25 protein-coding genes are annotated in these 23,554 nt (G+C 72.6%); 16 read left to right on the forward strand and 9 right to left on the reverse strand.

Features of this window, described 5'->3' with window-relative positions; all coding sequences use genetic code 11:
• Positions 1 to 55: 55 nt before the first annotated feature.
• From ABT034_RS19750 to ABT034_RS19760, 3 genes are all read right to left on the reverse strand, one after another.
• Positions 56 to 2,173, reverse strand: a complete 2,118-nt coding sequence (locus ABT034_RS19750) for an FtsX-like permease family protein (RefSeq protein WP_351216830.1) — start codon at positions 2,171 to 2,173, stop codon at positions 56 to 58.
• Entirely contained in the window at positions 2,167 to 3,024 is an 858-nt protein-coding gene (locus ABT034_RS19755; RefSeq protein WP_351216832.1) for an ABC transporter ATP-binding protein, read from the reverse strand. Before ABT034_RS19755 ends, ABT034_RS19750 begins: the two co-directional genes overlap by 7 nt.
• 74 nt (positions 3,025 to 3,098) lie before the next feature.
• Positions 3,099 to 3,917 carry an NAD(P)H-binding protein gene (locus ABT034_RS19760; RefSeq protein ID WP_351216834.1) on the reverse strand — a complete coding sequence of 273 codons (819 nt, stop codon included), beginning with the start codon at positions 3,915 to 3,917 and terminating at the stop codon, positions 3,099 to 3,101.
• 73 nt (positions 3,918 to 3,990) lie between these two features.
• Between ABT034_RS19760 and ABT034_RS19765 the strand changes: the two genes are divergently transcribed.
• The 6 genes from ABT034_RS19765 (at position 3,991) to ABT034_RS19790 (ending at position 10,191) form a co-directional block, all read left to right on the forward strand.
• The gene (locus tag ABT034_RS19765) at positions 3,991 to 4,437 is read left to right on the forward strand and encodes a winged helix-turn-helix transcriptional regulator (RefSeq protein WP_351216836.1); all 447 of its coding nucleotides are present in this window, start codon (positions 3,991 to 3,993) and stop codon (positions 4,435 to 4,437) included.
• Positions 4,434 to 5,561, forward strand: a complete 1,128-nt coding sequence (locus tag ABT034_RS19770; RefSeq protein WP_351216838.1) for a DUF2786 domain-containing protein — start codon at positions 4,434 to 4,436, stop codon at positions 5,559 to 5,561. The genes ABT034_RS19765 and ABT034_RS19770 overlap by 4 nt, the downstream gene beginning before the upstream one ends.
• Positions 5,562 to 5,727: 166 nt before the next feature.
• On the forward strand, positions 5,728 to 7,848 hold the full coding sequence (locus tag ABT034_RS19775) for an FUSC family protein (RefSeq protein WP_351216840.1): 2,121 nt from the start codon (positions 5,728 to 5,730) through the stop codon (positions 7,846 to 7,848).
• Positions 7,849 to 8,031: 183 nt separating this feature from the next.
• Positions 8,032 to 8,664, forward strand: a complete 633-nt coding sequence (locus ABT034_RS19780) for a hypothetical protein (protein WP_351216842.1) — start codon at positions 8,032 to 8,034, stop codon at positions 8,662 to 8,664.
• 184 nt (positions 8,665 to 8,848) lie between these two features.
• The gene (locus tag ABT034_RS19785) at positions 8,849 to 9,397 is read left to right on the forward strand and encodes a SigE family RNA polymerase sigma factor (protein WP_351216844.1); all 549 of its coding nucleotides are present in this window, start codon (positions 8,849 to 8,851) and stop codon (positions 9,395 to 9,397) included.
• Positions 9,394 to 10,191: a hypothetical protein gene (locus ABT034_RS19790; RefSeq protein WP_351216846.1), complete on the forward strand. Its 798-nt coding sequence runs from the start codon at positions 9,394 to 9,396 to the stop codon at positions 10,189 to 10,191. Before ABT034_RS19785 ends, ABT034_RS19790 begins: the two co-directional genes overlap by 4 nt.
• 69 nt (positions 10,192 to 10,260) lie before the next feature.
• Here the strand turns inward: ABT034_RS19790 and rpsN are convergent, their stop codons facing one another.
• Positions 10,261 to 10,566 carry a 30S ribosomal protein S14 gene (rpsN, locus tag ABT034_RS19795; RefSeq protein ID WP_351216848.1) on the reverse strand — a complete coding sequence of 102 codons (306 nt, stop codon included), beginning with the start codon at positions 10,564 to 10,566 and terminating at the stop codon, positions 10,261 to 10,263.
• Positions 10,566 to 10,802, reverse strand: a complete 237-nt coding sequence (gene rpmB, locus ABT034_RS19800; protein ID WP_351216850.1) for a 50S ribosomal protein L28 — start codon at positions 10,800 to 10,802, stop codon at positions 10,566 to 10,568. The genes rpsN and rpmB overlap by 1 nt, the downstream gene beginning before the upstream one ends.
• Before the next feature lie 63 nt (positions 10,803 to 10,865).
• On the opposite strand from rpmB, the gene rpmG reads away from it, so the two are divergent.
• Both rpmG and ABT034_RS19810 read left to right on the forward strand, forming a co-directional pair.
• Positions 10,866 to 11,030 carry a 50S ribosomal protein L33 gene (gene rpmG, locus ABT034_RS19805; protein ID WP_073810990.1) on the forward strand — a complete coding sequence of 55 codons (165 nt, stop codon included), beginning with the start codon at positions 10,866 to 10,868 and terminating at the stop codon, positions 11,028 to 11,030.
• A 199-nt stretch (positions 11,031 to 11,229) separates the two neighbouring features.
• On the forward strand, positions 11,230 to 11,442 hold the full coding sequence (locus tag ABT034_RS19810; protein WP_173861569.1) for a DUF397 domain-containing protein: 213 nt from the start codon (positions 11,230 to 11,232) through the stop codon (positions 11,440 to 11,442).
• Between the two features lie 66 nt (positions 11,443 to 11,508).
• On the opposite strand, the gene ABT034_RS19815 is transcribed toward ABT034_RS19810, so the two are convergent.
• Positions 11,509 to 12,006 carry an ATP-binding protein gene (locus ABT034_RS19815; RefSeq protein ID WP_351216852.1) on the reverse strand — a complete coding sequence of 166 codons (498 nt, stop codon included), beginning with the start codon at positions 12,004 to 12,006 and terminating at the stop codon, positions 11,509 to 11,511.
• A gap of 368 nt (positions 12,007 to 12,374) precedes the next feature.
• Here ABT034_RS19815 and ABT034_RS19820 point away from each other — a divergent pair, with 368 nt between their 5' ends.
• The 7 genes from ABT034_RS19820 to ABT034_RS19850 all read left to right on the forward strand — a co-directional run bounded on the left by ABT034_RS19820 (position 12,375) and on the right by ABT034_RS19850 (position 19,437).
• Positions 12,375 to 13,208, forward strand: coding sequence for a Sco1979 family transcriptional regulator (locus tag ABT034_RS19820; protein WP_351216999.1), 834 nt, complete (start codon positions 12,375 to 12,377; stop codon positions 13,206 to 13,208).
• Positions 13,209 to 13,292: 84 nt separating this feature from the next.
• The gene (locus tag ABT034_RS19825; protein ID WP_351216854.1) at positions 13,293 to 14,750 is read left to right on the forward strand and encodes an aldehyde dehydrogenase family protein; all 1,458 of its coding nucleotides are present in this window, start codon (positions 13,293 to 13,295) and stop codon (positions 14,748 to 14,750) included.
• 100 nt (positions 14,751 to 14,850) lie between these two features.
• Positions 14,851 to 15,405: a DinB family protein gene (locus ABT034_RS19830; RefSeq protein ID WP_351216856.1), complete on the forward strand. Its 555-nt coding sequence runs from the start codon at positions 14,851 to 14,853 to the stop codon at positions 15,403 to 15,405.
• Between the two features lie 92 nt (positions 15,406 to 15,497).
• A complete protein-coding gene (locus ABT034_RS19835) occupies positions 15,498 to 16,112 on the forward strand; it encodes a PadR family transcriptional regulator (protein WP_351216858.1) in 615 nt (204 codons plus the stop codon).
• Positions 16,113 to 16,230: 118 nt separating this feature from the next.
• Complete coding sequence (locus ABT034_RS19840) at positions 16,231 to 17,256, forward strand: ATP-binding cassette domain-containing protein (RefSeq protein ID WP_351216860.1); 1,026 nt, start codon at positions 16,231 to 16,233, stop codon at positions 17,254 to 17,256.
• Positions 17,253 to 18,017, forward strand: coding sequence for an ABC transporter permease (locus ABT034_RS19845; protein ID WP_351216862.1), 765 nt, complete (start codon positions 17,253 to 17,255; stop codon positions 18,015 to 18,017). The genes ABT034_RS19840 and ABT034_RS19845 overlap by 4 nt, the downstream gene beginning before the upstream one ends.
• 337 nt (positions 18,018 to 18,354) lie before the next feature.
• Complete coding sequence (locus tag ABT034_RS19850) at positions 18,355 to 19,437, forward strand: beta propeller repeat protein (protein WP_351216864.1); 1,083 nt, start codon at positions 18,355 to 18,357, stop codon at positions 19,435 to 19,437.
• Between the two features lie 31 nt (positions 19,438 to 19,468).
• On the opposite strand, the gene gad is transcribed toward ABT034_RS19850, so the two are convergent.
• The 3 genes from gad to ABT034_RS19865 form a co-directional block, all read right to left on the reverse strand.
• Positions 19,469 to 20,887, reverse strand: a complete 1,419-nt coding sequence (gad, locus tag ABT034_RS19855) for a glutamate decarboxylase (protein ID WP_351216866.1) — start codon at positions 20,885 to 20,887, stop codon at positions 19,469 to 19,471.
• Between the two features lie 33 nt (positions 20,888 to 20,920).
• A complete protein-coding gene (locus tag ABT034_RS19860; protein ID WP_351216868.1) occupies positions 20,921 to 22,219 on the reverse strand; it encodes an ion channel protein in 1,299 nt (432 codons plus the stop codon).
• Between the two features lie 93 nt (positions 22,220 to 22,312).
• A complete protein-coding gene (locus ABT034_RS19865) occupies positions 22,313 to 22,681 on the reverse strand; it encodes a YbjQ family protein (protein ID WP_351217001.1) in 369 nt (122 codons plus the stop codon).
• A gap of 151 nt (positions 22,682 to 22,832) precedes the next feature.
• On the opposite strand from ABT034_RS19865, the gene ABT034_RS19870 reads away from it, so the two are divergent.
• A complete protein-coding gene (locus ABT034_RS19870; RefSeq protein ID WP_351216870.1) occupies positions 22,833 to 23,531 on the forward strand; it encodes a DedA family protein in 699 nt (232 codons plus the stop codon).
• Positions 23,532 to 23,554 lie beyond the last annotated feature (23 nt).

Genomic DNA, 23,554 nt, shown 5'->3' on the forward strand with positions numbered 1-23,554 from the left:
GGGCGGTGACCCGGCTCCGACCCCGGTCACCGCCCCGTCCGTCCACCTTCGCCGCTCAGCGCGTCAGGCGCCACGCGGGGAGGGCCGACGCGGCGACCGCGACCGCCGCGCACACGCCCGCCGTCCCGCCGACCGTGGCCCAGGGGAGGGCCAGGGCCACCGGTGCCGAGAGGGCGGCCAGGCCCGCGCCCAGGGTGCCGAGGACGAGGGCGGTCACCGCGAGACCGAGGACGGTGCCGATCGCGACGGCGAGCGTCGCCTCGCCCGTCACCACCCGCAGGACCTGGGCCCGGGTGGCGCCGGCGAGCCGCAGCGAGGACAGTTCCCCACCGCGTACCGAGGTCGCCATGAGCAGGGTGTTGGCCAGGCCGATCACCGTGTAGACGAGGGCGATGCCGAGGACGAGGACCATGCCGAGCCGCTTCTGCGGGTTGTCGCTCGACCGGTGGCCGACGTCCGCCCACGCGTCGGCGGTCCTGACGGTGCCGCCGCTCGCCGCCAGGGCGTGCGGAGTGGCCGTACCACCGCCGCGTGCCTCGATCCGGTCGTGGGCGGAGCCGGGGGCGTTCGCCCGGGTGACGTACGGCCCGTTGTCGCCGGTCCCCAGGGCGAGGACGGCCGCCACCCGGAGCCGTACCGGACCGGTCCCGTCCGCCCGCCAGACCTCGACGGTCTCGCCCACGCGGCGCCGCTCGAACTCCTCGTTGACGACGATCGACCGGTCGTCGAGGTCCCGCAGGTCACCGGCGACCACGGGCAGCCGTGCCAGGTCGGCGAAGGCCGCCGGGTCGGAGACCGCCCGCGCCCCGTACTTGACGACGGCCTCGGCCCCGTCCCGTACGAAGATCGAGGTCGCCCCGGTGGGGGACACGACCGCACCCGGCGGCGCCGTCACGGGCTTCAGGTCCGCGCCGGCGACGACGTACTGGGCGGTCGTCTGCTCCCGCGCCTCGACCCCCTTCGTACGCGTGATGCTCGTCGCCGAGCCGAAGAGCGTCCCGGCGAGCGCCACGGTTACGAGGACAGGAGCGGCGACGGCGGCGGTACGGCGTACGGAGGCCGCGCTGTTCTCCCGTACCAGCGTGCCCACCGCCCCGCGCGTCCGCAGCAGCCGGGCCACCGGCCGTACGAGCAGCGGGGAGAGCAGGGCGACGCCGGTGATCAGGAGCATCGGAAGGGTCGTGTGCGTCTTCCGCTTGAGCAGCGCGGAGGGGTCCGTGGCGCATGTCCAGACGAGGAGCCCGAGGCCCGACAGGAGCAGGGCAGCGCCGAGCAGGGCCCGGCCGAAGGGCAGGGCGTCGGCGTCGACGTCCGACTCGCGGAGCACCGCCGTCGGCGCGACCTTCCCCGCGCGCCGGGAGGCGGCGACGGCCCCGGCGACGGCGACGGTCACGCCCGTCCAGAAGGCGGCGTGAAAAGGCCAGACGGGCCCTCCGTCGACCGTGAACCACTCGGGGGCCAGGCCGCCGTCGACGAGGGTCCCGGCGAGCAGGGGCGCGCCCTGGGCGCCGAGTGCGCAGCCGGCGCCGGAGGCGAGCACGCCGAGCGCCGTGGCCTCGGCGAGGAGGAGCCGCCTGATCTGCCCGGGGGTGGCTCCTGCGGTCCTGAGCAGCCCGAACTCGCGGCGGCGCAGCGCCACGGCGAACGCGAAGGTGGAGGCGACGACGAAGACGGAGACGAAGGCGGTGACGCCGCCGGAGGTGCCGAGGAGGGCGTTGAGGCCGACGAGCGCGTTGGCGTCCCGCTCGGGTTCGGGGTCGGCGTGCCGGCGCTCGCCGCCGGTGAGAACCCGGGCGCGGTCGCCCACGAGGGCCCTGACCTCGGCGGCGGGGGCGTCGACGCCGACGGCGTCGGGGCCGCCGGAGGTGGTGACCGTCCAGCGGGCGCGGAGTTCACGGAGGAGTTCGCTGTCCACAGGCTGTGGACGGTCGAGCCGGTGTGCGACGGACGCCGTCTCGGGCCCGCGCCGCACATCGAGCGTCAGCCGGTCCTGACCCTGCACGACGACGGGCGAGGAGGCGAACCGCTGGGGAGAACGCTCGGGCGCGTCAAAGGTGGCGGAGAGGCCGAGTCCCATGGTCACGAGCAGCCCGACGCCGAGTGCGAGGGCGACGAACCCCCCGAGGAAGGAGGCCCAGCGGTCCCGGAGCCCGGCCAGGACGACGGTCAGCACGAGAGCCTCCTGGGGGCGGAGGGGGCGGAAGGGGTTGCGGTCGGCGCCGGCGCGGGGCTCTCCGGCGCTGCCGGCGCCGCCGCCCCCGTCTCCAGCCTCGTCATCCGCGTCGCGACCGTCTCCACCGTCGGGGCCGGCAGTTCGCCCGCCACCCGCCCGTCCACCAGGAAGACCACCCGGTCCGCGCGGGCCGCCGCCACCGGGTCGTGGGTGACCATGACGATCGTCTGCCCGTCCCGGTCCACCAGCTCCCGCAGCATGTCGAGCACCTCGCGGCTCGTCGTCGAGTCGAGCGCGCCGGTCGGCTCGTCGCCGAAGAGGACGGCCGGGCGGGTGATCAACGCGCGCGCGATGGCCACCCGTTGCTGCTGCCCGCCGGAGAGTTCCCCGGGTCGGCGCCGCTCCCGTCCCGCGAGCCCCACGCGGGCCAGCGCCTCCCGTACCTCCGTGCGGGACGGGCGGCGGCCGGCGAGCCGGAGGGGGAGGGCCACGTTCTGTGCCGCCGTCAGGGAGGGCAGCAGGTTGAAGGACTGGAAGACGAAACCGATCCGGTCCCGCCGCAGCAGCGTCAGGCGCCGCTCGCTCAGCCCCTCCAGAGCGGTGCCGCCGACCTCCACCCGCCCGACGGTGGGCCGGTCGAGACCCGCCGCGCACTGGAGCAGCGTGGACTTGCCGGAGCCGGAAGGGCCCATGACGGCGGTGAAGGTCCCGGCGTGGAAGTCGAGGTCGACGCCGTCGAGGGCGCGGACGCCGCCCCGGTGGTGCCGGGCGAGCCCTCGGAGCCGTACAGCGGTGGTGATGGTGGCCGTGGCGGTGCCGGTTGTGGTGACGGCGGCGGTGGTCGTGGTCATGGCTCAAGCGAACCGTTTCCGCCGCCGCCGATCACGACCACTGCCGGGCGTCCTGGAGGTATGCCTGGCCCTACCTACCCGTTGCGTACGGCCTTCACGAACACGTCGAGCGCGTCGAGGGGTTCACGGCCGCCGAGCAGCGCCCGCAGGTCACTCTCGACCCCCGAACCGTCCATGAAGCCGTGGGCGATCGCCGAGTACGTGCTCGCCAGCATCGGGACCTGGAAGGGCGTGGCCCCGGAGGCGGCGATCGAGGCGCGGGCGGCGGCGAGCGTGCCGGGGGCGTACGTGGCGCCCAGGGCCGCAGCGAGGTCGGCGCCGCCGAGGGGGCGCTCGCCGACGAGCTCGTACACCCGGTTCCGGTGGGCGGCCGGGTCCGTCGCCACGGAGGCGGCGACATCGGCGAGGTCCGCGCGGGCGACGGCGGCGAGGCGGCCGTTGCCGAGGGGGCCGGTGATGCGGTTGTCGGCGTCGGGAGCGGCGATCCAGGTGAGGAACTCGGCGTAGAGGCCGTTGCGGAGGATCGTCCAGTCGAGGGTGGTGGAGCGCCGCAGCCGCCGCTCGGTCCAGCGGTGCGCGAGCGCGTACGTGAGGTGGTCGCCGTCGCCGGAGAGGCTCGTGTACACGACGTGCCGGACGCCCGCCCGCTCGGCGGCCGAGATCGCGGCCTCGTGCCGGGCGACGACCGTGTCGTCCTCCCCGTAACCGGCGGATATCAGGAGCAGCGTGCCGATCCCGGCGAAGGCGTCCGGCAGGGTCTCGGGCGCGTCGAAGTCGAGGCGGCGGGTGCCGGGCAGCCCCGCGCGCGTACCGAGGACGACGTCGTCACGGCCGGCGAGCCGTTCGGCGACGAGCGAGCCGAGAGCGCCGGATACACCGGTGACGAGCAGCATGATTTCCCCCAGGGGTCGAGATGGCTGAGACCATCGTGAGGGGACGGGGAAGATCGCGTAAGGAGGCACATCAATGTCCGAGGGGCACACGGAGGTAACCACCGAACCCTTGGTGAGCTGTGCGGAGGAGTGCGGGGTACGGGACGTCCAGGACCGGCTCGGCGACAAGTGGACCGTGCATGTGGTCGTCGAACTCTCGCCGGGACCCCGGCGGTTCAGGGAGCTCCAGCGGCTGGTCACCGGGATTTCGCAGCGGATGCTGACCCTGACGCTCCGCCGTCTCGAACGGGACGGCCTGGTCTCGCGGACGGTCTACCCGACGACGCCGCCGCAGGTGGAGTACGCGCTGACGGAGACCGGCCACCACATGACCCGGCTGATCAAACAGCTCGTCGACTGGTCGCTTGATCACCGGGCGGTGATCGCCCGGTCGCGCGAGGAGTGGGACGCGAGGGACGCGAGGGGTGCGCGGGACGCCGGCGCGAACGGCCCCATCGGCGACGCGAGGGACACGGCGTGAGTACCGGGGCCACCACCATCGGCAAGGCCTTCGAGGCGCTGTACGCGAGCGACGACGGGTCGCTCGACACGGCGGCGTCGCTGCTGGCCGCCGACCGGGGCGCCGACGCGGAGCTGGCGCGACGCGGCGAGGAGTTCGTACGGACGCTGTGGACGCGGGGCTGGCAGCCGGCGGACCTCGTGCGCCTCGCCCGGCGTGACCTGTCGGACGAGCACCTCCGGGTCCTCACCGGACTGATCCGGTCCGAGACCGAGCGGTACGGGACGCTGCCGCGCCGCTGGCGGACGCAGCTCGACGAGCTGGACGCGACGCCCGGCCGGCGGGCGGACCGCTTCTCGTACGCGACGACCGTGCTCGAGCTGTACCGGCTCCTGGTCCGGCTGCCGCGCCTGGACGCGGTCGGGCCGGTCCCCGGGGAGGCGCTGCCGCCGGCGGTGGCCGGAGAACCCCGGATGCTCAGCCGGATCAGGGCGCTGCTCGCGAAGGCGGAGGCGACGGGGTACCCGGAGGAGGCGGAGGCGCTCACCGCCAAGGCCCAGGAACTGATGGCCCGGCACAGCCTGGACGAGGCGACGCTCGCGGCGGGCGCGCCGTCGCCGGAGACGCCGGGGGCGATCAGGATCGGGGTGGAGCCGCCGTACGAGCAGGCGAAGGCGATCCTGCTCGACGCGGTGGCGACGGCGAACCACTGCCGCGCGGTGTGGAACGAGTCGTACGGCTTCTCGACGGTGATCGGCTTCGAGGGGGACCTCGACCCGGTGGAACTGCTGTACACGTCGCTGCTCGTGCAGGGGACGGCGGCGATGACGCGGGCGGAGGCGGAGCAGCGGGCCGGCGGGCGCAAGCGCACGAAGTCCTTCCGGCAGTCGTTCCTGCTCGCGTACGCGAACCGGCTGGGCGCCCGCCTTTCGGCGACGTCCCGCCGGGTGGCGGCCGAGGCCCCGACCCTTCTCCCGGCCCTGGCCTCCCGCGACCTCGCGGTCACGAGCCGCACGGACGAACTCTTCCCGGAGACGCGGACGACCCGGGTCCGCGCGGCCTGGGACGAGGCGGGCTGGACCCACGGAGAGTCGGCAGCGGACGACGCCGGCCTGCATCCGGGGCGGCGGGGGCTACGGGGGTAGCGGTGGTGGCGGTAGTGGCGGGGACTCGGGGACGGGCGGGCCGCACTCCGCCCCGGCTACGGGGGGAGCGGCGGCCCGGGTCCAGGCCCCCGTCCGGCAGCGGCCGTTCGTGGGCGAGATGGTAGTAAATGACCGGGTTTGATCCGGTGGCGGATACGCTCAGGTCATGAGCTGGCTTCGGGCCCTGAAGCAGACGGCCCGTTCCGGGCTCACCGTCGAGCGGCGGCGGCTCGAACCCGTCGTCGCCGCCCGCGCCGCCCTCGGTCTCGCCCTCGTCGTCGGCTTCTCGCTCGCGGTCTTCGGCCCCGCCGTCGCCGCGTCCTCCGCGTTCGGCGCCTTCCAGGCGGCCATCGCCACCTTCCAGCGTTCCTGGCGCCCCCGCCCCACCCTCGCCCTCGCCTCCGGCGCCAGCCTCGCCCTGTCGACCTTCTTCGGCTACCTGACGGGCGCGCACGGAGCCCTCTTCCTGGCCCTGCTGATCCTCTGGACGTTCCTGTCGGGGCTCGCCTGGGCCGCCGGTCCCACCGCCGGGCTCATCGCCTCCTCCAACGTGGCGATGATGCTGGTGACCGTCACCCTCCCCACCTCCGTCGCCACTGCGGCAGGCCACGCCGCCATGATCTTCGCGGGCGCGGTCGTCCAGGCCGTCCTGATCGTCGTCCTCCCGGTCCGCCGCTGGGGCGCCCAGCGCGACGCCCTCGCGGACGCCCTCGCCGCCGAGGCGGACTACGCCCGCCGCCTCCGCCACGACCCGGTGGCCCCGTTCGACCCCGTACCGCTGATGACGGCCCGCAGCGCGGCCGCCGTGACGCCCGGCCAGGCCCGTCGCCGCCCGGCGGAGCTCCACGGCGCCCGAGGTCTCGCGGAACGCATCCGTCCGGTCCTTGCCTCCCTCGCCGACCCTGCGGTCGGAGTGCCGGAGGAAGGCCCGGAGCGCGCCCGCGTGCGGGAGCTGCTCGCGGCGGCGGGCGCGATCCTGGACGCCGCCGCGCACGCGATCCGGCACGGCGAACCGGTCGCCATCCCCGCGCCCGCCGTCGCCGTCCTCCGCACCCCGGACACCCACGCGATCCTCACCGGCCCGTCCCGCCGCGCCGCCCTCCGGCTCGCCGCGCTGCTCGGCGACGTGGTCGAGACGGCGGAACCGAGGACGGAGACCACGCAGACCACGGGGGCCACGGAGGTCGCGGAGACCCCGCAGACCACAGGGTCGCCGAGGCACGCCACCGGAACCGGCCTCGCCCGCCCCACGCTCCTTCGTCTGACGCCGATCGTCGCGGCGAAAGTGCGGGCCGAGCTCCGCCGGGACTCCCCGGTCCTGCGCCACGCGGTCCGCGTCTCGGCGGTCACGGCCGCCGGCTACCTCCTCGGCGGAGTACTCCCGTTCGGCCACGGCTACTGGGCACCGATGGCCTCGGTGATGGTCATGCGCCCGGACTTCTCGCAGACGTACGCGCGCTCGGTGGCGCGGTTCGGCGGCACCCTGGTCGGGGTGGCCCTGGCGACGGCGGTCGTACGGTCGGCGCACCCGGGCACGTACCTGTCGGCCGGTCTCGCGGTGGTGTGCGCCTTCGGGATGTACCTGCTGATGCGGACGGGGTACGCGGCCGGTCAGGTCTTCGTCGCCGCGTACGTCGTGTTCCTGCTCGGCATGGAGGGCGCGGGCCTGACCCAGACCGTACGGGACCGGGTGACGCTGACCCTGCTCGGCGGGCTCCTCGCGATGCTGGCGTACGCCGTCTACCCGGCCTGGGAGACGCCCCGGCTGCGCGGCCGGCTCGCGGACTGGCTGGCGTCGCTCGGCGGGTACGCGGCCGTCGTCACCGCGCGGTACGCCGACCCGGCGGGGACGGGAAGCCCCGACGTACGGGAGGCGCTCCTGAACACCCGCGCGGCCCGGGTCGCCTGGCAGGAGGCGGTGGATCGCGCGACGCACGAACCCGTACGGCACCGGGGCCTCTCCCACGCGGCGGTCGAGCAGGCCGACCACGCGCTCGCGGAGTTCGGGCGGGTGGCGATGCTCCTGGAGGCGCACCTGCCGGAACGCGGCTCCCCGCCACTGCCGGCCGCCGCGACCCTCGCGGAGTCCCTGCACAGGGCGACGGAACGGGGCGCGAAGGAGGTACGGGAACGCAGGGAGCCGCACTGGGACGACCTGCGCGAGACGCTGGACGCCTGGTCGGCCGACCCTCCGGACCACTTCCTGCTGCACAAAGGAGCCGTGCTGCTCCTGGAGGCCCTGGACGAGGTCACGACGGCGCTGACGCCCTCCACGCGGGCGCGTTGAGCTCGCGTCCGGCGTTCGTTTCGCGAACACGTCATCCGGGCGGGGGCCACCCGGAGTTGATAGGGGTGGGGGCCGCGTACGCATGCGGTCGCTTCGAGACGTCGGACATCGGACATCGGATACCGGACACGAATATCAGATATCGAATTTTGGATATCGGATACAGAGCCCAGGAGCAACCGCATGAAGAAGTACCTGCTGGCCGCGGCCGCCCTCGTGGCCGCGGCGGTGATCGCGGCACCTTCGGCCGTGGGGGCGCCCACCGAAACCGCCACCGCCGAGACCGCCACCGCGTCCCAGCCCACCGCCCCGGCGCCTGCCCCAGCCGCGGCCGCTCCCACCAAGGCTGCCCCGGTCAAGGCCGTCGCCCCCGCCCCGAACCCGGTCCGCACGGTCCGCCCTGGCGGGCGCGTGGACGCCGGAAAGGGCTACACGGTGTGGCTGACCAGGGAGGGCAAGCACTGGACCGGACCGGACGGTTACGAGAACTTCCGCAGCGTCGTCGACGGCAACATCGACCGCTCCGAGCCCGGCGTGAGCCATCAGAGCGAGGGGGACGCGACGGGCGTCTTCCACTCGGGCCTCTACTACGGCACCCGTCACGTGGGCCGCGTCGAACTGACCGACGCCGAGGGCGACACGACCGTCGCCACCCTCCTCGCCCTGCCCGGCCGCCCCGACTGGGGCGTCTGGTACGCCCACACCGGGCCGTCGGAGGGCAACCGCGGCGGCAGCATCGGCGTCGCTCTGTACGACCGCGCGGGCAAACTCCTGGCCGAGCTGCCGGGCTTCGACTTCCCGGCGGCGGGCAGCTGATCCGCCGCACATCGCGGCTGATCAGCGGCTGACCGGGGGCAGAAACGTGGCGGGGCCCGGCACGGGGCGGGCCCCGCCACCTCCGCATCCACACCACACCCACGCCGGCCACCGACCGCCGGCCACCGACCGCCGAGAACCGACCGCCGAGAACCGACCACGACCGATCGCGAGGTCCGCCACCGTGCCGCACGAGTCCGCCACCGAGGATGACGGCTTCGCCGAGTTCGCCGTCGCCGCCTGGCCGCGTCTCGTGCGTACGGCGCAGCTCCTGACCGGTGACTTCCACGAGGCCGAGGACCTGGTGCAGACGACGCTGGCCAAGGTGTACGTACGGTGGCGGAAGGTTCCCCGCGCGGAGATCGACCTCTACGTACGCCGGGCGCTGATCAACAACAATCTCAGCAGGCTCCGCCGGAAGCGGGTCGTCCATCTGCTGACGCCGGTCCTTCCGGAGTCGGCCCGCCACACCGTCGCGGGCCATGCCGAGGCGGTCGAACGACGCACTTCGCTCCTGGCGGCCTTAGCGGATCTGACCGCCCGCCAGCGCACGGTCATGGTGCTCCGTTATTGGGAGGATCTGACGGAGGCGGAGATCGCGAGCGTCCTCAACTGTTCGATCGGCACGGTCAAGACCCATGCCCGGCGCGGTCTGGCGGCCCTGCGCGCCCACCCCGGGCTCGTCACCGCCCCCCTCCCGCCTCTGCCCGCCCCTTCCGGAGCCCGACGATGACCCCCGCAAGCCCGCCGACACCCCCCGGCCCCGACCCGGACCTCGCCGACCCCGGCCCCGCGGACCCCATGGGCCCCGTCGACCCCGGCGGCCCCAGTGAGGCCGACCTCCGCGCCGCGTTCGCGCGGGCCGCGCTCGACGTCACCCCGGGCCCGGTGCCACTGGCGGCCGTGCGGCGGGCCGGGCGGTCGCGCCGGCGGCGCCGTACGACCGCCCTGTCGGCACTCTCGATGCTCGCGGTCGCGACCGCCGCGGTGGCAGTCGTGGCCCTGACCCCCGTACGCCCGTCCCCGCCGCTCCCCGGCCCTGCCGCCGTCCCGTCGACCGCCGTCCCGACCGCGTCCCACGTCGCACCGCCGCCCCAGGTCCCGGCCCCACCCCCAGCCCCGATCCCGGTCCGGGTGGTGGCCCCCGGAGAGCGGGTGAACGCCGGCAAGGGGTGGACGGTCTGGCTGACGGAGGAGGGCAAGCACTGGTCCGGGCCGGACGGTTACGAGAACGTCCGCAGCGTCACCGACGGCAACGTCGACACGGGCGAGCCGGGCGTCAGCCACCAGAGCGAGGGCGACGCGACGCGGATCTTCCACTCGGGGCTCTACTACGGGACCCGTACGGCGGGACGCGTCGAGCTGACGGGCGCGGGCGGCCGCAGAACCGTCGCCGCCCTGCTCGAACTGCCGGGCCGGCCGGGCTGGGGCGTCTGGTACGCGTCCACCCGGCCGGAGGACCAGGCAGCCGGCCTCGCGCTGTACGACCGCGCGGGCGAACTCCTCGCCGAGCTCCCCCCGATGTAGCCGTGAGACGGGCGGAGGCGAGCCGTCAACCGACAGCCGCCATCCCCCGGCCGCCTCCGCCTCCGCCCCTCACCACGAAGCCTTCCGCACCCCCGGCAGGTACCCCGCGTGCGCCTGCCCCCTGACCCGGACCCTGGAGAGGCCGAACTTCCGCAGGTGGCCGCGGGGCCGGCCGTCCACGGCGTCCCGGTTGCGGACGCGGGTGGCGCTGGCGTCCCGGGGCTGACGGTTCAGCTCCCGTACCGCCGCCTCGCGCGCGTCGGCGGGGGTGCCGGGACGGCGGATGATCTCCTTCAGCTCGGCCCGCCGCTCGGCGTACCGCGCCACGACCGCCTTCCGGCGCTCGTTGCGTGCGATCTTGCTGCGCTTGGCCATCAGACCTTCACCCCACGCGCCCGGATACGGGCCACCGCGGCCTCGACGCCGATCACGTCGACGGTCTTGATCGCGCGGGCGCTGAGGGTGAGCCGGACGTACCGGCCCTCGCCGGGCAGCCAGTACCGCTTCTGCTGGATGTTGGGGTCGAAGCGGCGTGAGGTGCGCCGGTGGGAGTGGGAGATCCGGTTGCCGAAGCCGGGGCGTGCTCCGGTCAGCTGGCAGTGGGCGGACATGGATGACCTACCTCTCCATCAAGACATTGGAAATGGGAACCATTTTCATTTACTCTACACACCATGGCACGCAACGAACTCCGCCCCGTCATCAAGCTCCGGTCCACCGCCGGCACCGGATTCACCTACGTCACCCGCAAGAACCGCCGCAACGACCCCGACCGCCTCACCCTGCGCAAGTTCGACCCGATCGCCCGCCGGCACGTCGACTTCCGGGAGGAGCGCTGAGGGGTCGGGGCTCGGTGATCGTTTTCCGGCATACTCGCTGGTGACACGCTGCGTCGCGTAGCCGCTACGCCACCCCCCGTGCACGTGCATCTGCTCATGCAGTGGCATATGAACACAGCTATGATCCGAGGAAGTTGACACCTGCACCAAGCAACTCGGGGAGCTACCAGTGCATCATGCGCATCGCGCGTACAACGGCATGGCGGCCACGGAGCTGCGAGGCGTCGTGTGGCAGAAGAGCCGGCACAGCAACTCCCAGGGATCGTGTGTGGAGTTCGCCAAACTGCCGGGGGGAAACGTTGCCGTACGCAACTCGCGCCACCCCGAGGGGCCCGCGCTCGTCTACACGCCCGCGGAGATAGAGGCGCTCCTGCTGGGTGTGAAGGACGGGGAGTTCGACCACTTGGTGTGACCCGCGGAGAAGGGCCCCGGCGCTGAGCGCCGGGGCCCTTTCTTTTCGCATGCCTCTGCGGCGGCGCTACTCCGGTCCCACCCGGAACAGCGCCCACACCACCTTGCCCCGCAGCGTGCCGGCGAGCGGGTGCCACCCCCAGCTGTCGCTGAACGAGTCGACCAGGAACAGCCCGCGGCCCGATTCGGCGGCGAAGTCCTCCTCGCCGCCGCGCGCCTCCGGGCTCTCCTGGCTGGGGTCGCGCACGGCGCACACCAGGCGCGAGGACCAGCGCATCAGGTGCAGCCGAACCGGTGGGTTCTGGCCTTCTTCCTGGGGCGCGTCGGCGGGCACCGCGTGGCGGAGCGCGTTGGTGACGAGCTCGGAGACGACCAGGGCCACGTCGTCGAAGCGTTCGCTCAGATCCCAGCGGTCCAAGGTCGTGCTGGTGAACTTCCGGGCCCCGCGCACGGCTTCGTACCGTGCGGGCAGTGCGCAGGAGGCGGAGGTGGAGACGGCGCCGGGATCGATCGGCGGAAGGCCCTGCCGTAACGGCTCGAGCACGGTCGATCCATTCGTCCCCATGCGAGGCACTCCCGGGAATCGCGACTGTGGTGCGACAACACGACAACACGAACGAGCACGCGGCTGCGCGGGGTCCATGGTTCCGAATGCGCCCACTGGATGCAAGGGCAGATGCACGTGCACGCGCCGGACCTGTCCGTTCACGTGCCGAATCTGTGTATAAGTCGTCCACTCGATGAGGGGAACTTTCCGCGAAGTGCGTGCGGAGAGGCCCCGACTGCCCGGATCTCGCCGCCTTTCCGTAATCGAATGTGTACGCGCTGAAGCGTTTGGTGGCAGAATCCGGGGCTCGACGGGGGCTCGACACCGTAAAGGGGAGGCTGGCAGCCGTGACCGCAGGCGAATCGGGCGGAGCGAGCGGGAGTGTGGTGCGGCGCATCCTGCTGGGCTCCCAGCTGAGGCGGTTGCGCGAGTCGCGCGGGATCACCCGCGAAGCGGCCGGCTACTCGATCCGCGCGTCCGAATCCAAGATCAGCCGTATGGAGTTGGGACGGGTGAGCTTCAAGGCCAGGGACGTCGAGGATCTGCTCACGCTGTACGGGGTCGGGGACGAGGCCGAGCGCGGCTCGCTCCTCGGGCTCGCCCGCGAGGCCAACGTGGCCGGCTGGTGGCACAGCTTCGGCGACGTCCTGCCCGGCTGGTTCCAGACGTACATCGGTCTTGAGGGCGCCGCCTCCCTCATCCGCGTCTACGAAGTGCAGTTCGTCCACGGCCTGTTGCAGACCGAGGCGTACGCCCAGGCCGTCGTCACCCGGGGCATGCCGGACGCATCGAGCGCCGAGATCGACCGGCGGGTCGCCCTGCGCCTGGAACGGCAGAAGGTCCTCGTCTCCGAGCGCGCCCCGCAGTTCCACGCCGTCCTCGACGAGGCCGCCCTCCGCCGGCCCTACGGCGACCGCTCCGTCATGCGCGGCCAGTTGAGGCATCTCATCGAGATCTCCGAGCATCCGGGCGTCACGCTCCAGATCATGCCCTTCAGCTTCGGCGGCCATGCCGGCGAGAGCGGGGCCTTCACGATGCTGAGCTTCCCCGAGTCCGACCTCTCCGACATCGTCTACCTGGAGCAGCTCACCAGCGCCCTCTACCTCGACAAGCCCGAAGAGGTCGCCCAGTACCAGCGAGTGATGGGGCGACTCCAGGAGGACGGACCGGATCCGGCCGAAAGCCGTGACCTTCTCCGAGGTCTCCTTCAACTCTCCTGACACATCAGTACGATGACGTGACATCAGTTCCGACGTCACTTCTGTCATCGTGCAGAGGTAGAGCGGGTAGAGGGGTCTCGATCCATGTCGCACTTCACCGACCTGGCCCACCAGTACATCGACGGCGAGTGGAAGCCCGGCAGCGGCTCGTGGGACATCATCGACTTCAACCCGTACACCGGGGAGAAGCTCGCGTCGATCACCGTCGCCACCGCCGGTGAGGTCGACCTCGCCTACCGGGCCGCCGAGCGCGCCCAGGCCGCGTGGGCCGAGACCAACCCGTACACGCGCCGGCTCGTCTTCGAGCGCGCCCTGCGGATCGTCGAGGACCGCGAGGAGGAGATCGCCGAGACGATCGTCGCCGAGCTCGGCGGCACCCGCCTCAAGGCGGGCTTCGAGCTGCACCTCGCCAAGGAGTTCCTGCGCGAGGCGGTGCAGCTGGCGCTGCGTCCCGAGGGCCGCATCCTGCCGTCCCCGATCGACGGCAAGGAGAACCGCGTCTACCGCGTCCCCGTCGGCGTCGTCGGTGTCATCTCGCCCTTCAACTTCCCCTTCCTCCTCTCGCTCAAGTCGGTCGCGCCCGCGCTCGCGCTCGGCAACGCGGTCGTCCTCAAGCCGCACCAGAACACCCCGATCTGCGGCGGCACCCTCGTCGCCAAGGTCCTGGAGGAGGCGGGTCTCCCGGCGGGTCTGCTGAACGTCGTCGTCACCGACATCGCCGAGATCGGTGACGCGCTCCTGACCCACCCGGTCCCGAAGGTCATCTCCTTCACCGGCTCCGACAAGGTCGGCCGCCACGTCGCCACGGTCTGCGCGCAGAACTTCAAGCACGCCGTCCTCGAACTCGGCGGCAACAGCGCCCTGATCGTCCTCGACGACGCCGACGTCGACTACGCCGTGGACGCGGCCGTCTTCAGCCGCTTCGTGCACCAGGGCCAGGTCTGCATGGCCGCCAACCGCATCCTGGTGGACCGCACCCTGGAGGAGGAGTTCACCGAGAAGTTCGTGGCGAAGGTGAAGACCCTGCGGGTCGGCGACCCGGCCGACCCCGCCACCCACATCGGTCCGCTCATCAACTCCCAGCAGGCGGAGGCCGTCTCCTCGCTCGTCGACCAGACGGTGGCCGCCGGTGCGACGGCGCTGCTGCACGGCACCGTGGACGGCAACCTCGTCTCCCCTTCCGTCCTCACCGGCTTCGCCCCGGACGCCCCGGTCCTCGGCCAGGAGATCTTCGGCCCGGTCGCCCTGATCGTCCCGTTCGACGGCGAGGAGGAGGCCGTACGGATCGCCAACGACACGCCGTACGGGCTCAGCGGCGCCGTCCACACCGGGGACATCGAGCGGGGTGTACGGATCGCCAAGCGCATCCACACCGGCATGATCCACATCAACGACGGCACCGTGCACGACGAGCCGATCGTGCCGTTCGGCGGCGAGAAGCGCTCGGGTGTGGGGCGGCTCAACGGCGAGGCGATGGTGGAGAGCTTCACCACCCAGAAGTGGATCTCGATCCAGCACGGCCGGAGCCGCTTCCCGTTCTGAGCCGCTTCCCGTTATGGAGTCGCGTTCAGGACAGTAGGTGTCCGCAAGCCTCCGTAGCTTGGTCGGTGTCAGAGAGACCCAGGTACGGAAGGCGGACACCATGGTTGCCCTTGTTCCCACGGAGGCCCACAGCGACGAGCGCGGCACGCTCCTCGACTTCGTCGAGACCCAGCGCGACGCGCTCCGCCGCTCGCTCCTCGGACTCACCGAGGAGCAGGCGGCGAGCCGGCCCAGCGTCAGCGAGCTCAGCCTCTCCGGCCTGGTCAAGCACGTCGCCGAGATGGAGCTCAACTGGCTGCGCATGGCCCAGCAGCAGCCGAACGAGAGGCAGCGCGACCAGGAGAACTGGGGCGACAGCTTCCGGCTCGTGGGGGGCGAGACGATCCCGGAGCTGCTGGTGTTCTGGGAGGGCGTGGTCAAGGAGACCGAGGAGTTCGCCCGCTCGGTGCCGAGCCTGGACGACACCTTCCCGCTGCCGCCCGCGCCCTGGTTCCCGAAGGACGGCCGGGTGTCGATGCGCTGGATGCTGCTGCACCTGGTCGAGGAGATGGCCCGGCACGCCGGGCACGCGGACATCATCCGCGAGTCCCTGGACGGCAAGGGCTCCTTCGAGCTGATCGCGGAGGAGCAGGAGCAGGAGCAGGGCCAGGGCTGACCGGAGGTATGCCGGGGCGGCCCCGCCGCCCAGCTGCCCCGGGCAGGGCACACGCGCGTACCCTGGTCAAAATTGACTAGGAGGTGCGTGGGATGTCTGCGATCCGGCTTCTCGTCCTGGGCGCGGTGAAGCAGCATGGCCGCGCCCACGGCTACCAGGTGCGCAACGACCTGGAGTTCTGGGGCGCGCACGAGTGGTCCCACGCCAAGCCGGGCTCGATCTACCACGCGCTGAAGCAGATGGCGAAGCAGGGACTGCTGCACGCGCACGAGGTGGCGCCGAGCGCGGTCGGCGGGCCGCCGCGCGTCGAGTACGAGCTGACGGACCTGGGTGCGGCGGAGTACTTCGCGCTGCTGCGCGAGGCGCTGACCACGTACGACCAGAAGATGGACGTCCTGTCGGCGGGCATCGGCTTCATCGTGGACCTGCCCCGGGAGGAGGCGGCGGAGCTGCTGCGCCGGCGGGTGCGGGCGCTCGACGAGTGGCGGGCCGCGGTCACGGAGTACTACACGCCGGAGGGCGGCCCCGGCCAGCTCGGGCACATCGGCGAGATCATGCACATGTGGGTCCACTCGGCCGACGCGGGCAAGGAGTGGACGCTCGGTCTGATCGAGCGGATCGAGGGCGGGGCGTACGTCTTCGCGGGCGAGGGGGACCCCTTCGTGGGTGTGCTCGCCGAGGGGGAGGAGAACCCCTTTGCGACCTGACTGTGCTGGCCGGGACGCAACGGCTAATCAAGTTTGACTAACCTCGTTCGAGGGCATACCTTGCTCCGTCGGTGGTGAGTGGTCAAATTTGACTACGAGGATTTCGGGAGGAATCGATATGGCGACGGAAGCGATCCTCGTGGAGGGCGCGCGCAAGCGGTACGGCGAGAAGGACGCCCTGGCCGGCCTGGACCTGACCGTCGGGCGGGGCACCGTCCACGGCCTGCTCGGCCCCAACGGCGCGGGCAAGACCACGGCGGTACGGATCCTGGCCACGCTGCTCCGCCACGACGCGGGACTGGTGCGGGTGGCGGGGCTCGACGTACGGACCGAGGCCCGGGAGGTGCGGCGGCGGATCGGGCTGCTCGGACAGCACGCGGCCCTCGACGAGGAGCTGGGCGGCCGGCAGAACCTGGAGATGTTCGGCAGGCTCCACCACCTGGGCGCGCGCCGCGCCGGGGTACGGGCCGACGAGCTTCTTGAGCGCTTCGCCCTGACCGACACCGGCCGCAAGCCGGTGAAGCAGTTCAGCGGCGGTATGCGGCGGCGGCTCGACCTGGCCGCGTCGCTGATCACGGAGCCCGAGGTGCTGTTCCTCGACGAACCGACGACCGGACTCGACCCGCGGGGCCGCGGCGAGGTCTGGGAGTCCGTGCGTTCCCTGGTCGGCGGGGGCACCACGGTGCTGTTGACCACGCAGTACCTGGAGGAGGCAGACCAGCTGGCCGACCGGATCTCGGTCGTGGACCAGGGCCGCGTCGTGGCGGACGGCACGGCCGACGAGCTCAAGGCCCGGGTCGGCGTCGACCGGATCGACGTGGTCGTACGGGACGGGGCACGGCTCGACGAGGCGGCGGCCCTGCTGCCGGCCGCGCGGACAGAGGTGACCGTCGACGCGGACCGGCGGCGGCTGAGCATGCCGGTCGCGGACCGGATGGCCTCGCTCGCCGAGACGGTGAGGGCGCTGGGTGAAGCCGGGATCGAGGCGGAGGACATCGCCCTCCGGCGGCCGACGCTGGACGAGGTGTTCCTGCGGCTGACGGGTGACCGGGACGGGGCAGGGAGCGGGTTCGGGGGCGGAGCTGGGGCGGCCTCCGGCTCCGAGGAGGCCTCTGGCGCGGGGGCGAAGGAGGTGGCGGCATGAGTGCGGCGTACGTGGTGAGCGACTGCTGGACGATGACACGCCGGGAACTGGCGCACTGGGCGAGGCAGCCCGTGCAGGTCCTGGTGGGGCTCGTGTTCCCGGTGATGATGCTGCTGATGTTCGGCTATCTCGTCGGCGGCGGGCGGAGCGTCGACGGCGACTACGTCGACTTCCTGGTGCCCGGGATGCTCACCCTGACCATGGTGTTCGGGCTCGAAGGCACCATGACGGCGGTGACGCAGGACCTGAACAAGGGGGTGATCGACCGGTTCCGGTCGATGCCGATGAACGACGGAGCGGTGCTCGTGGGCCGCGCCGCCGCGGACATGCTCCAGTCGACGGTCGGGCTGCTCGTGATGGTCGGCGTCGGGTACGCGATCGGCTGGCGGGCGGACGGCGGCCTCGGGAGCACCCTGGGGGCCCTGGGACTGCTGCTTCTGCTGCGCTTCGCGATGCTGTGGATCGGGATCTACCTCGCCCTGGTCGCGGGGCGGGCCGAGCTGGTGCAGGCGGTGCAGATCCTCGTCTGGCCCGTCGGCTTCCTGTCCAACGCCTTCGCGTCGCCGGACTCGATGCCGGGCTGGCTCGGGACGTTCGTGGAGTGGAACCCGATGTCGGCGACCGCGACGGCGGTCCGTGACCTCTTCGGCAATCCGGGCGGCGAGCCGGGGCACATCGGGGCGGCGGTGGTGTGGCCGCTGGTGCTCCTCGCGGTCTTCTTCCCGCTCGCGGTACGGAAGTTCGGGCGGCTCGGGAAGTAGCGGCGCGGAAGTGGGAACCCGGGGGCGGTGGGCGGTGTATTGAAAGCAGCGGCTCACCGCGGACCGCTCGGGGGAGGACGGGGGACGTGCGATGCGCAGGTTTGGGGGAGTGGCCGGCGCCGTCGTGGCGCTGGTGTTGGTGGTACTGACGGGGTGTACGAGTTCGGTGGGGTCGGCGGGGTCGACGGGGTCGACGGGGTCGACGGGGTCCTCGGGGTCTTCTGGGTCTTCGGGTTCGGCGTCCTCCGGACCGGGACCGGGGTCGGGGCCGGGGCCGGGGGCGGGGGCGACGGCTTCCGCCGCCCCTCCGGGAAGCCCGGCCTTCCGGAACAAGGGGGTGTACGGCGCCCCGCCGCGGATACCGTCCGCGGCGGGGCTGCCCGGCTGGGCGCACAGCCTGGGCTTCGCGTCGGACGGCAGCGGGTTCGCGCTGCTCGCCGAGTGCGTGAGCGTCGCGGCCGACCCGGAGAGCGGCTTCTGCCGGCAGCACGTGGCCGTGCGGGACGCGGGAGCGGGGCAGTGGGTGCTGCGGCGGTCGCCGCTGCCCCGGATACACGGGACGGACGGCGTCTCGGCCGACCTGCTGGCCCTCGGGTCCGGCCGGGCGCTGATCGCGGACGGCGGCGGTGACCGGCCGGAGGAGGCCTGGTTCACCCGGGACGGGGGCCGGAGCTGGCGTGCCGTCGACCGGCGGACGGCCGGCCGCGTCCCGGAGATACCGGCGGGGGCGGTGCTCACCACCGACTGCGCCGACCCGGCCGGGGCCGGTCCCGACGAGTGCGTGCGGAAGCGGCTGGTGGTGGTCTCCCCGGAGGACGGGCGGCGCAGGGTGCTCGTCCGTCAGCCGCTCCTCGGGGCGGACCCGGGGCCCGCGGCCCAGCCGGAGCCCGACGGTTCCTGGTGGGTCTCGGGGGTGGACCCGCTCACCGGGCGGCCGGCGGTCGCCGTCTCCCGGGACGGGGGCCGGAGCTGGACGGTGAGCCGGCTGCCGAGCCCGGCGACGACACCGGGGTGGCGGGTCGCGGTCGCGGTCGGCCGGGACGCGGTGTACGCGGCGGAGATGGGCGAGTTGACGGGCGGCGAGCCCGTGAAGAACCCGCTGCGGGCCCTGCACCGCTCCCTGGACGGCGGCAGGACCTGGCAGCGGACGTGGACCACGGGACCGGAGGTGGAGCCGCGCGCGCTCCAGGGAGTGCCGGTGCCGGGCCCCGGCGGCCGGGTCGAGGTCGGCGCGCAGCTCGCGGGGTACGTGAGCCTGGACGGCGGGCGTCGCTTCACCCTCCTCGACACGGGTACGTTCCACGTCCGCCGCACCCCGGTGGGCCTGCTCCGGGAGAGCTCGCAGTGTGTGTACGAGCTGACCGCGGACGGGGTGCGGTGGTCGGAGTTCCGCCTGGCCTGTGAGGGGCGCGAGTTCTAGGGGGCGGGTGCGGAACCTCCGAGGCGTGGGCTCAGTGGTGGAAGGAGGTGGCGGCGTCCTTGTCGCGGGTGAACGGCTGGGACTGGCTCCGCAGTTCGGGCAGCAGCCGGTTCAGGTCCTCCACGAGGAGGCCGGCCAGGTCGGCCGAGAATCCGTTGCGGCAGACCACGCGCAGGACGGACAGGTCCTCGCGGTGGGCGGGGAAGGTGTAGGCGGGTACCAGCCAGCCCCGTTCCCGCAGTCGGCGTGACACGTCGAAGACGTCGAAGGAGGTGACGTCGGGGGCGGTGGTGAAGGCGAAGACGGGCAGTTGGTCGCCGCGGGTGAGGAGCCGGAAGTCGCCCATGGCCTCGATGCGTTCGGCGAGGCCGCGGGCGATGTGCCGCGAAGCCTGCTGCACCGCCCGGTAGCCGTCCCTGCCGAGCCTCAGGAAGGTGTAGTACTGCGCGACGACCTGGGCCCCCGGCCGGGAGAAGTTGAGGGCGAAGGTGGGCATGTCGCCGCCCAGGTAGTTGACGCGGAAGACGAGTTCCTCGGGGAGTTCGGCGGGTGAGCGCCACAGGGCCCAGCCGACACCCGGGTAGACCAGGCCGTACTTGTGACCGGAGGTGTTGATGGAGGAGACGCGGGGGAGCCGGAAGTCCCACACCAGGTCCTCGTCGAGGAAGGGGGCGACCATGGCGCCGGAGGCGCCGTCGACGTGGACGGGGATGTCGAGACCGGTGCGTTCCTGGAGCGCGTCCAGAGCGGCGCAGATCTCGGCGACCGGTTCGTAGGAGCCGTCGAAGGTCGAGCCGAGGACGGCGACGACCCCGATGGTGTTCTCGTCGCAGAGCGCGGCGGCGGATTCGGCGTCGAGGTGGAAGCGGTCGCCCTCCATGGGGACGAGCCGGGGCTCGACCTCCCAGAAGGCGCAGAACTTCTCCCAGCAGACCTGGACGTTGACGCCCATGACCAGGTTGGGGCGGGCCGCGCCCGGATAGCGGTCGGCGTTCCGCTTGGTCCAGCGGCGCTTCAGGGCCAGGCCGGCGAGCATGCAGGCCTCGCTGGAGCCGGTGGTGGAGCAGCCGACGGCCGCTCCCGGGTCCGGGGCGTTCCACAGGTGGGCGAGCATGGCCACGCACCGGCGCTCCAGTTCGGCGGTGCGCGGGTACTCGTCCTTGTCGATCATGTTCTTGTCGCGGCACTCGCCCATCAGCACACCGGCCTGGGGCTCCATCCAGGTGGTGACGAAGGTGGCGAGGTTGAGCCGGGAGTTGCCGTCGAGCATCAGCTCGTCGTGGACGAGCTGGTAGGCGCTCGCCGGGGGCAGGGGACCGTCGGGCAGCCGGTGGAGGGGTGGGGCCTCGGTCATGTCGCCGATGGGGTCGGCCTCCCCGAAGAAGGGATTGAGCGCGAGCCTGCGATCGGGCTCGGGAGGGGAGGCGGCGGGGCCCTGGTGCAGCGGCATGGGGGACTCCTTCTGTCCGGTGGGGGAGCGGGGTCAGCGCAGGGGGTGGCCGTGTTCGTCGAGTTCGAGCTGGGGGCGGCCGGTGACGATCAGCCAGGCGGGAAGGGAGGCGAGGCAGAGCAGGGCGAGCATCGCGTGGGAACTGGCGAGGACGGCGCCGGTGAAGAGGCTGATCCAGCCCTGCCGGGTGGTGGCGAGCAGGACGCCGAGGACGGCGGAGGAGACGGCGACCGCGGGATGGACCTCGGGGACGAGGGCCTGGGCGAGCAGTCCGAAGGCGGCGCCGATGAAGACGGCGGGGAAGATCCGGCCGCCGCGGAAGCCGCAGGAGGCGGCGACGAGAAGGGCGAGGAGTTTGACCACGGCGAGCTTGGCCAGTTCGCCCGAGGACCAGCCGCCGATGGAGGAAGTGAGCTCCTTGACCTCCTCCAGGCCCTTGAAGAGCGTCAGATGCCCGCCGAGGGCGCCCAGGAGGCCCAGGGCGAGGCCACCGAGGGGCAGCATCAGCATGGGGTGGCGAAGGCGCTGGAAGGCGTGGTGGACGTGCGGGAACAGGTAGCAGGCGCCGAGGCCGAAGACGGCCGCGGCGGAGGCGATCACCAGGGCGGCGAGGAGGTCGCCCCAGCCGGGGTCGGTCAGGGGCGGCAGGCCCACGGCGAAGCTGGGTTCGGCGAGGAGCTGGGTGGCCATCGCCCCGGTTCCCGCGGCGACGAGCGGGGCGAAGAGCCGGTCCCAGAGCGAGCCGCGCCCCGGCTGCCCGGCCAGGGCCTCGGAGATGACGAGGGCGGCGGCCACCGGCGTGCCGAAGAGGGCGCCGATCGTGCCGGCCGAGGCGAGGGAGACCCAGGCGGCGGCCGGCAGAGCGGGCTGGGCCTTGCGGCCGAGCCAGTAGGCCAGGGCGATGTTGGTCGCGATGATCGGGTTCTCGGGACCGAGGCTGACCCCGCCGGCGAGGGCGAGCGCGCTCGCGAGCAGCAGCCCCGGGACGACCCCGGGGGCGAGCGGCGCCCCGCCGAGGCCCATGGAGGCCGGGTCGGGCCCGGCATGCCCCGGCGCCTTCCAGACGACGAGTCCCACGGCGACCCCGGTCGCCGTGAGCATGATGATGATCCAGAGGGAGGAATGGCCGCCGAGGCCGAGGGCGTCCGGCAGGTCGTCCCAGAGGACGCCCTGGAGCTGCTCCGCGAGCGCGCTGATCCCCAGGAACAGCAGGCTCGCCCCCACCCCGACCAGGACCGCCGGCAGCACCTGCGGCAGCAGGACCCGCAGCGGGGTCTCGTCGGTGGAGGCGGACGGATCGGGCCGAGCGGGCTGAGCATGATCGGTAGCCACCGCCCCACCATAAGTGAGCAAATGCGACAGAACGCCCCTAGCGACGCACCGAACGCCCGCAGAGACATGAGTCCGCTCGGCCCCGGGCCCGGCTCACGTCCGCGGCGCGATCACCACCGCTGTGCCGTAAGCGCAGACTTCCGTTCCCAGATCAGCCGCGTCCGTCACATCGAAGCGGAACATCAGCACGGCGTTCGCCCCGCGCGCCAGGGCCTGCTCCACCAGGCGTTCCATCGCCTGGTTGCGGGTCTGCACCAGGGTCTTCGTCAGCCCCTTCAGCTCCCCGCCGATCATCGACTTCAGACCCGCGCCGATCTGGCTCCCCAGATGACGGGACCGGACGGTGAGCCCGAAGACCTCACCGATCACCTGCCGCACCTCGAACCCCGGCACGTCGTTCGTCGTCACGACCAGTACGTCGGGGTGCGGTCCCTGACCGCCCCCGTACTCCTCGATGCCCATCGGCATACACCTCCTGACCCCCCAGCCTCAGGGCCGCGCCCCCTGTCCGCATCCCGTGGGACCCGGGCGGAACCGCTCGCGTTTGCCTGGCGTTGATAGCTTGGGGCCAGCCGTCCCCCATGCCCCCACCGACCGCAGGAGCCCGGAACCCGTGAACACGCTTGCCCTCGGACCGAGCTGGCTGGACCCGGACTATCTGATCGGAGAGTTCGGTCTGATCGGTGTCCTCGTCATCGTCTTCGCCGAGTCCGGACTCCTCATCGGGTTCTTCCTGCCCGGTGACTCGCTTCTCTTCACCACAGGCCTGCTCGTCACCACCCAGAAGCTCGACGAGCCGCTGTGGCTGGTGTGCACCCTGATCGTGGCCGCCGCGATCATCGGCGACCAGGTCGGCTACCTCTTCGGCCGGAAGGTGGGCCCGGCCCTCTTCAAGCGCCCCGACTCCAAGTTCTTCAAGCAGGAGAACGTCGCCAAGGCGCACGAGTTCTTCGAGAAGCACGGCCCGAAGTCGCTGATCCTGGCCCGCTTCGTCCCCATCGTGCGGACGTTCACGCCGATCATCGCGGGCGTCAGCCGGATGAACTACCGCTCGTTCATCACGTTCAACATCATCGGCGGTGTGCTGTGGGGCGCGGGCGTGACCCTGCTCGGCGCCTCCCTCGGCAAGGTCGACTTCGTCCACAAGCACATCGAGATGATCCTCATCGGGATCGTCCTGATCTCCGTGGTCCCGATCGTGATCGAGTTCCTCCGGGCCCGCTCGCAGTCGAAGAAGGCACAGGCCGAGGGCGACCACGACGCCCCCGGCACCCCCAACCCCGAGGCCCGCGGCCGCCACGCCAAGCGCTAGGCCTGTCCGAGACCTGACAGGGC

Origin of the sequence: Streptomyces sp. NPDC002773 (assembly GCF_040295605.1) — a bacterium.
Taxonomy (GTDB): domain Bacteria; phylum Actinomycetota; class Actinomycetes; order Streptomycetales; family Streptomycetaceae; genus Streptomyces.

Bases quoted from the DNA above. Each gene is read 5' to 3' on its own strand.
- ABT034_RS19755 (WP_351216832.1), bottom strand. From the start codon at position 3,024: ATGACCACGACCACCGCCGCCGTCACCACAACCGGCACCGCCACGGCC.
- ABT034_RS19760 (WP_351216834.1), bottom strand. From the start codon at position 3,917: ATGCTGCTCGTCACCGGTGTATCCGGCGCTCTCGGCTCGCTCGTCGCC.
- ABT034_RS19765 (WP_351216836.1), top strand. From the start codon at position 3,991: ATGTCCGAGGGGCACACGGAGGTAACCACCGAACCCTTGGTGAGCTGT.
- ABT034_RS19775 (WP_351216840.1), top strand. From the start codon at position 5,728: ATGAGCTGGCTTCGGGCCCTGAAGCAGACGGCCCGTTCCGGGCTCACC.
- ABT034_RS19780 (WP_351216842.1), top strand. From the start codon at position 8,032: ATGAAGAAGTACCTGCTGGCCGCGGCCGCCCTCGTGGCCGCGGCGGTG.
- ABT034_RS19790 (WP_351216846.1), top strand. From the start codon at position 9,394: ATGACCCCCGCAAGCCCGCCGACACCCCCCGGCCCCGACCCGGACCTC.
- rpsN (WP_351216848.1), bottom strand. From the start codon at position 10,566: ATGGCCAAGCGCAGCAAGATCGCACGCAACGAGCGCCGGAAGGCGGTC.
- rpmB (WP_351216850.1), bottom strand. From the start codon at position 10,802: ATGTCCGCCCACTGCCAGCTGACCGGAGCACGCCCCGGCTTCGGCAAC.
- rpmG (WP_073810990.1), top strand. From the start codon at position 10,866: ATGGCACGCAACGAACTCCGCCCCGTCATCAAGCTCCGGTCCACCGCC.
- ABT034_RS19810 (WP_173861569.1), top strand. From the start codon at position 11,230: ATGGCGGCCACGGAGCTGCGAGGCGTCGTGTGGCAGAAGAGCCGGCAC.
- ABT034_RS19815 (WP_351216852.1), bottom strand. From the start codon at position 12,006: ATGGGGACGAATGGATCGACCGTGCTCGAGCCGTTACGGCAGGGCCTT.
- ABT034_RS19825 (WP_351216854.1), top strand. From the start codon at position 13,293: ATGTCGCACTTCACCGACCTGGCCCACCAGTACATCGACGGCGAGTGG.
- ABT034_RS19830 (WP_351216856.1), top strand. From the start codon at position 14,851: ATGGTTGCCCTTGTTCCCACGGAGGCCCACAGCGACGAGCGCGGCACG.
- ABT034_RS19835 (WP_351216858.1), top strand. From the start codon at position 15,498: ATGTCTGCGATCCGGCTTCTCGTCCTGGGCGCGGTGAAGCAGCATGGC.
- ABT034_RS19840 (WP_351216860.1), top strand. From the start codon at position 16,231: ATGGCGACGGAAGCGATCCTCGTGGAGGGCGCGCGCAAGCGGTACGGC.
- ABT034_RS19845 (WP_351216862.1), top strand. From the start codon at position 17,253: ATGAGTGCGGCGTACGTGGTGAGCGACTGCTGGACGATGACACGCCGG.
- gad (WP_351216866.1), bottom strand. From the start codon at position 20,887: ATGCCGCTGCACCAGGGCCCCGCCGCCTCCCCTCCCGAGCCCGATCGC.
- ABT034_RS19865 (WP_351217001.1), bottom strand. From the start codon at position 22,681: ATGGGCATCGAGGAGTACGGGGGCGGTCAGGGACCGCACCCCGACGTA.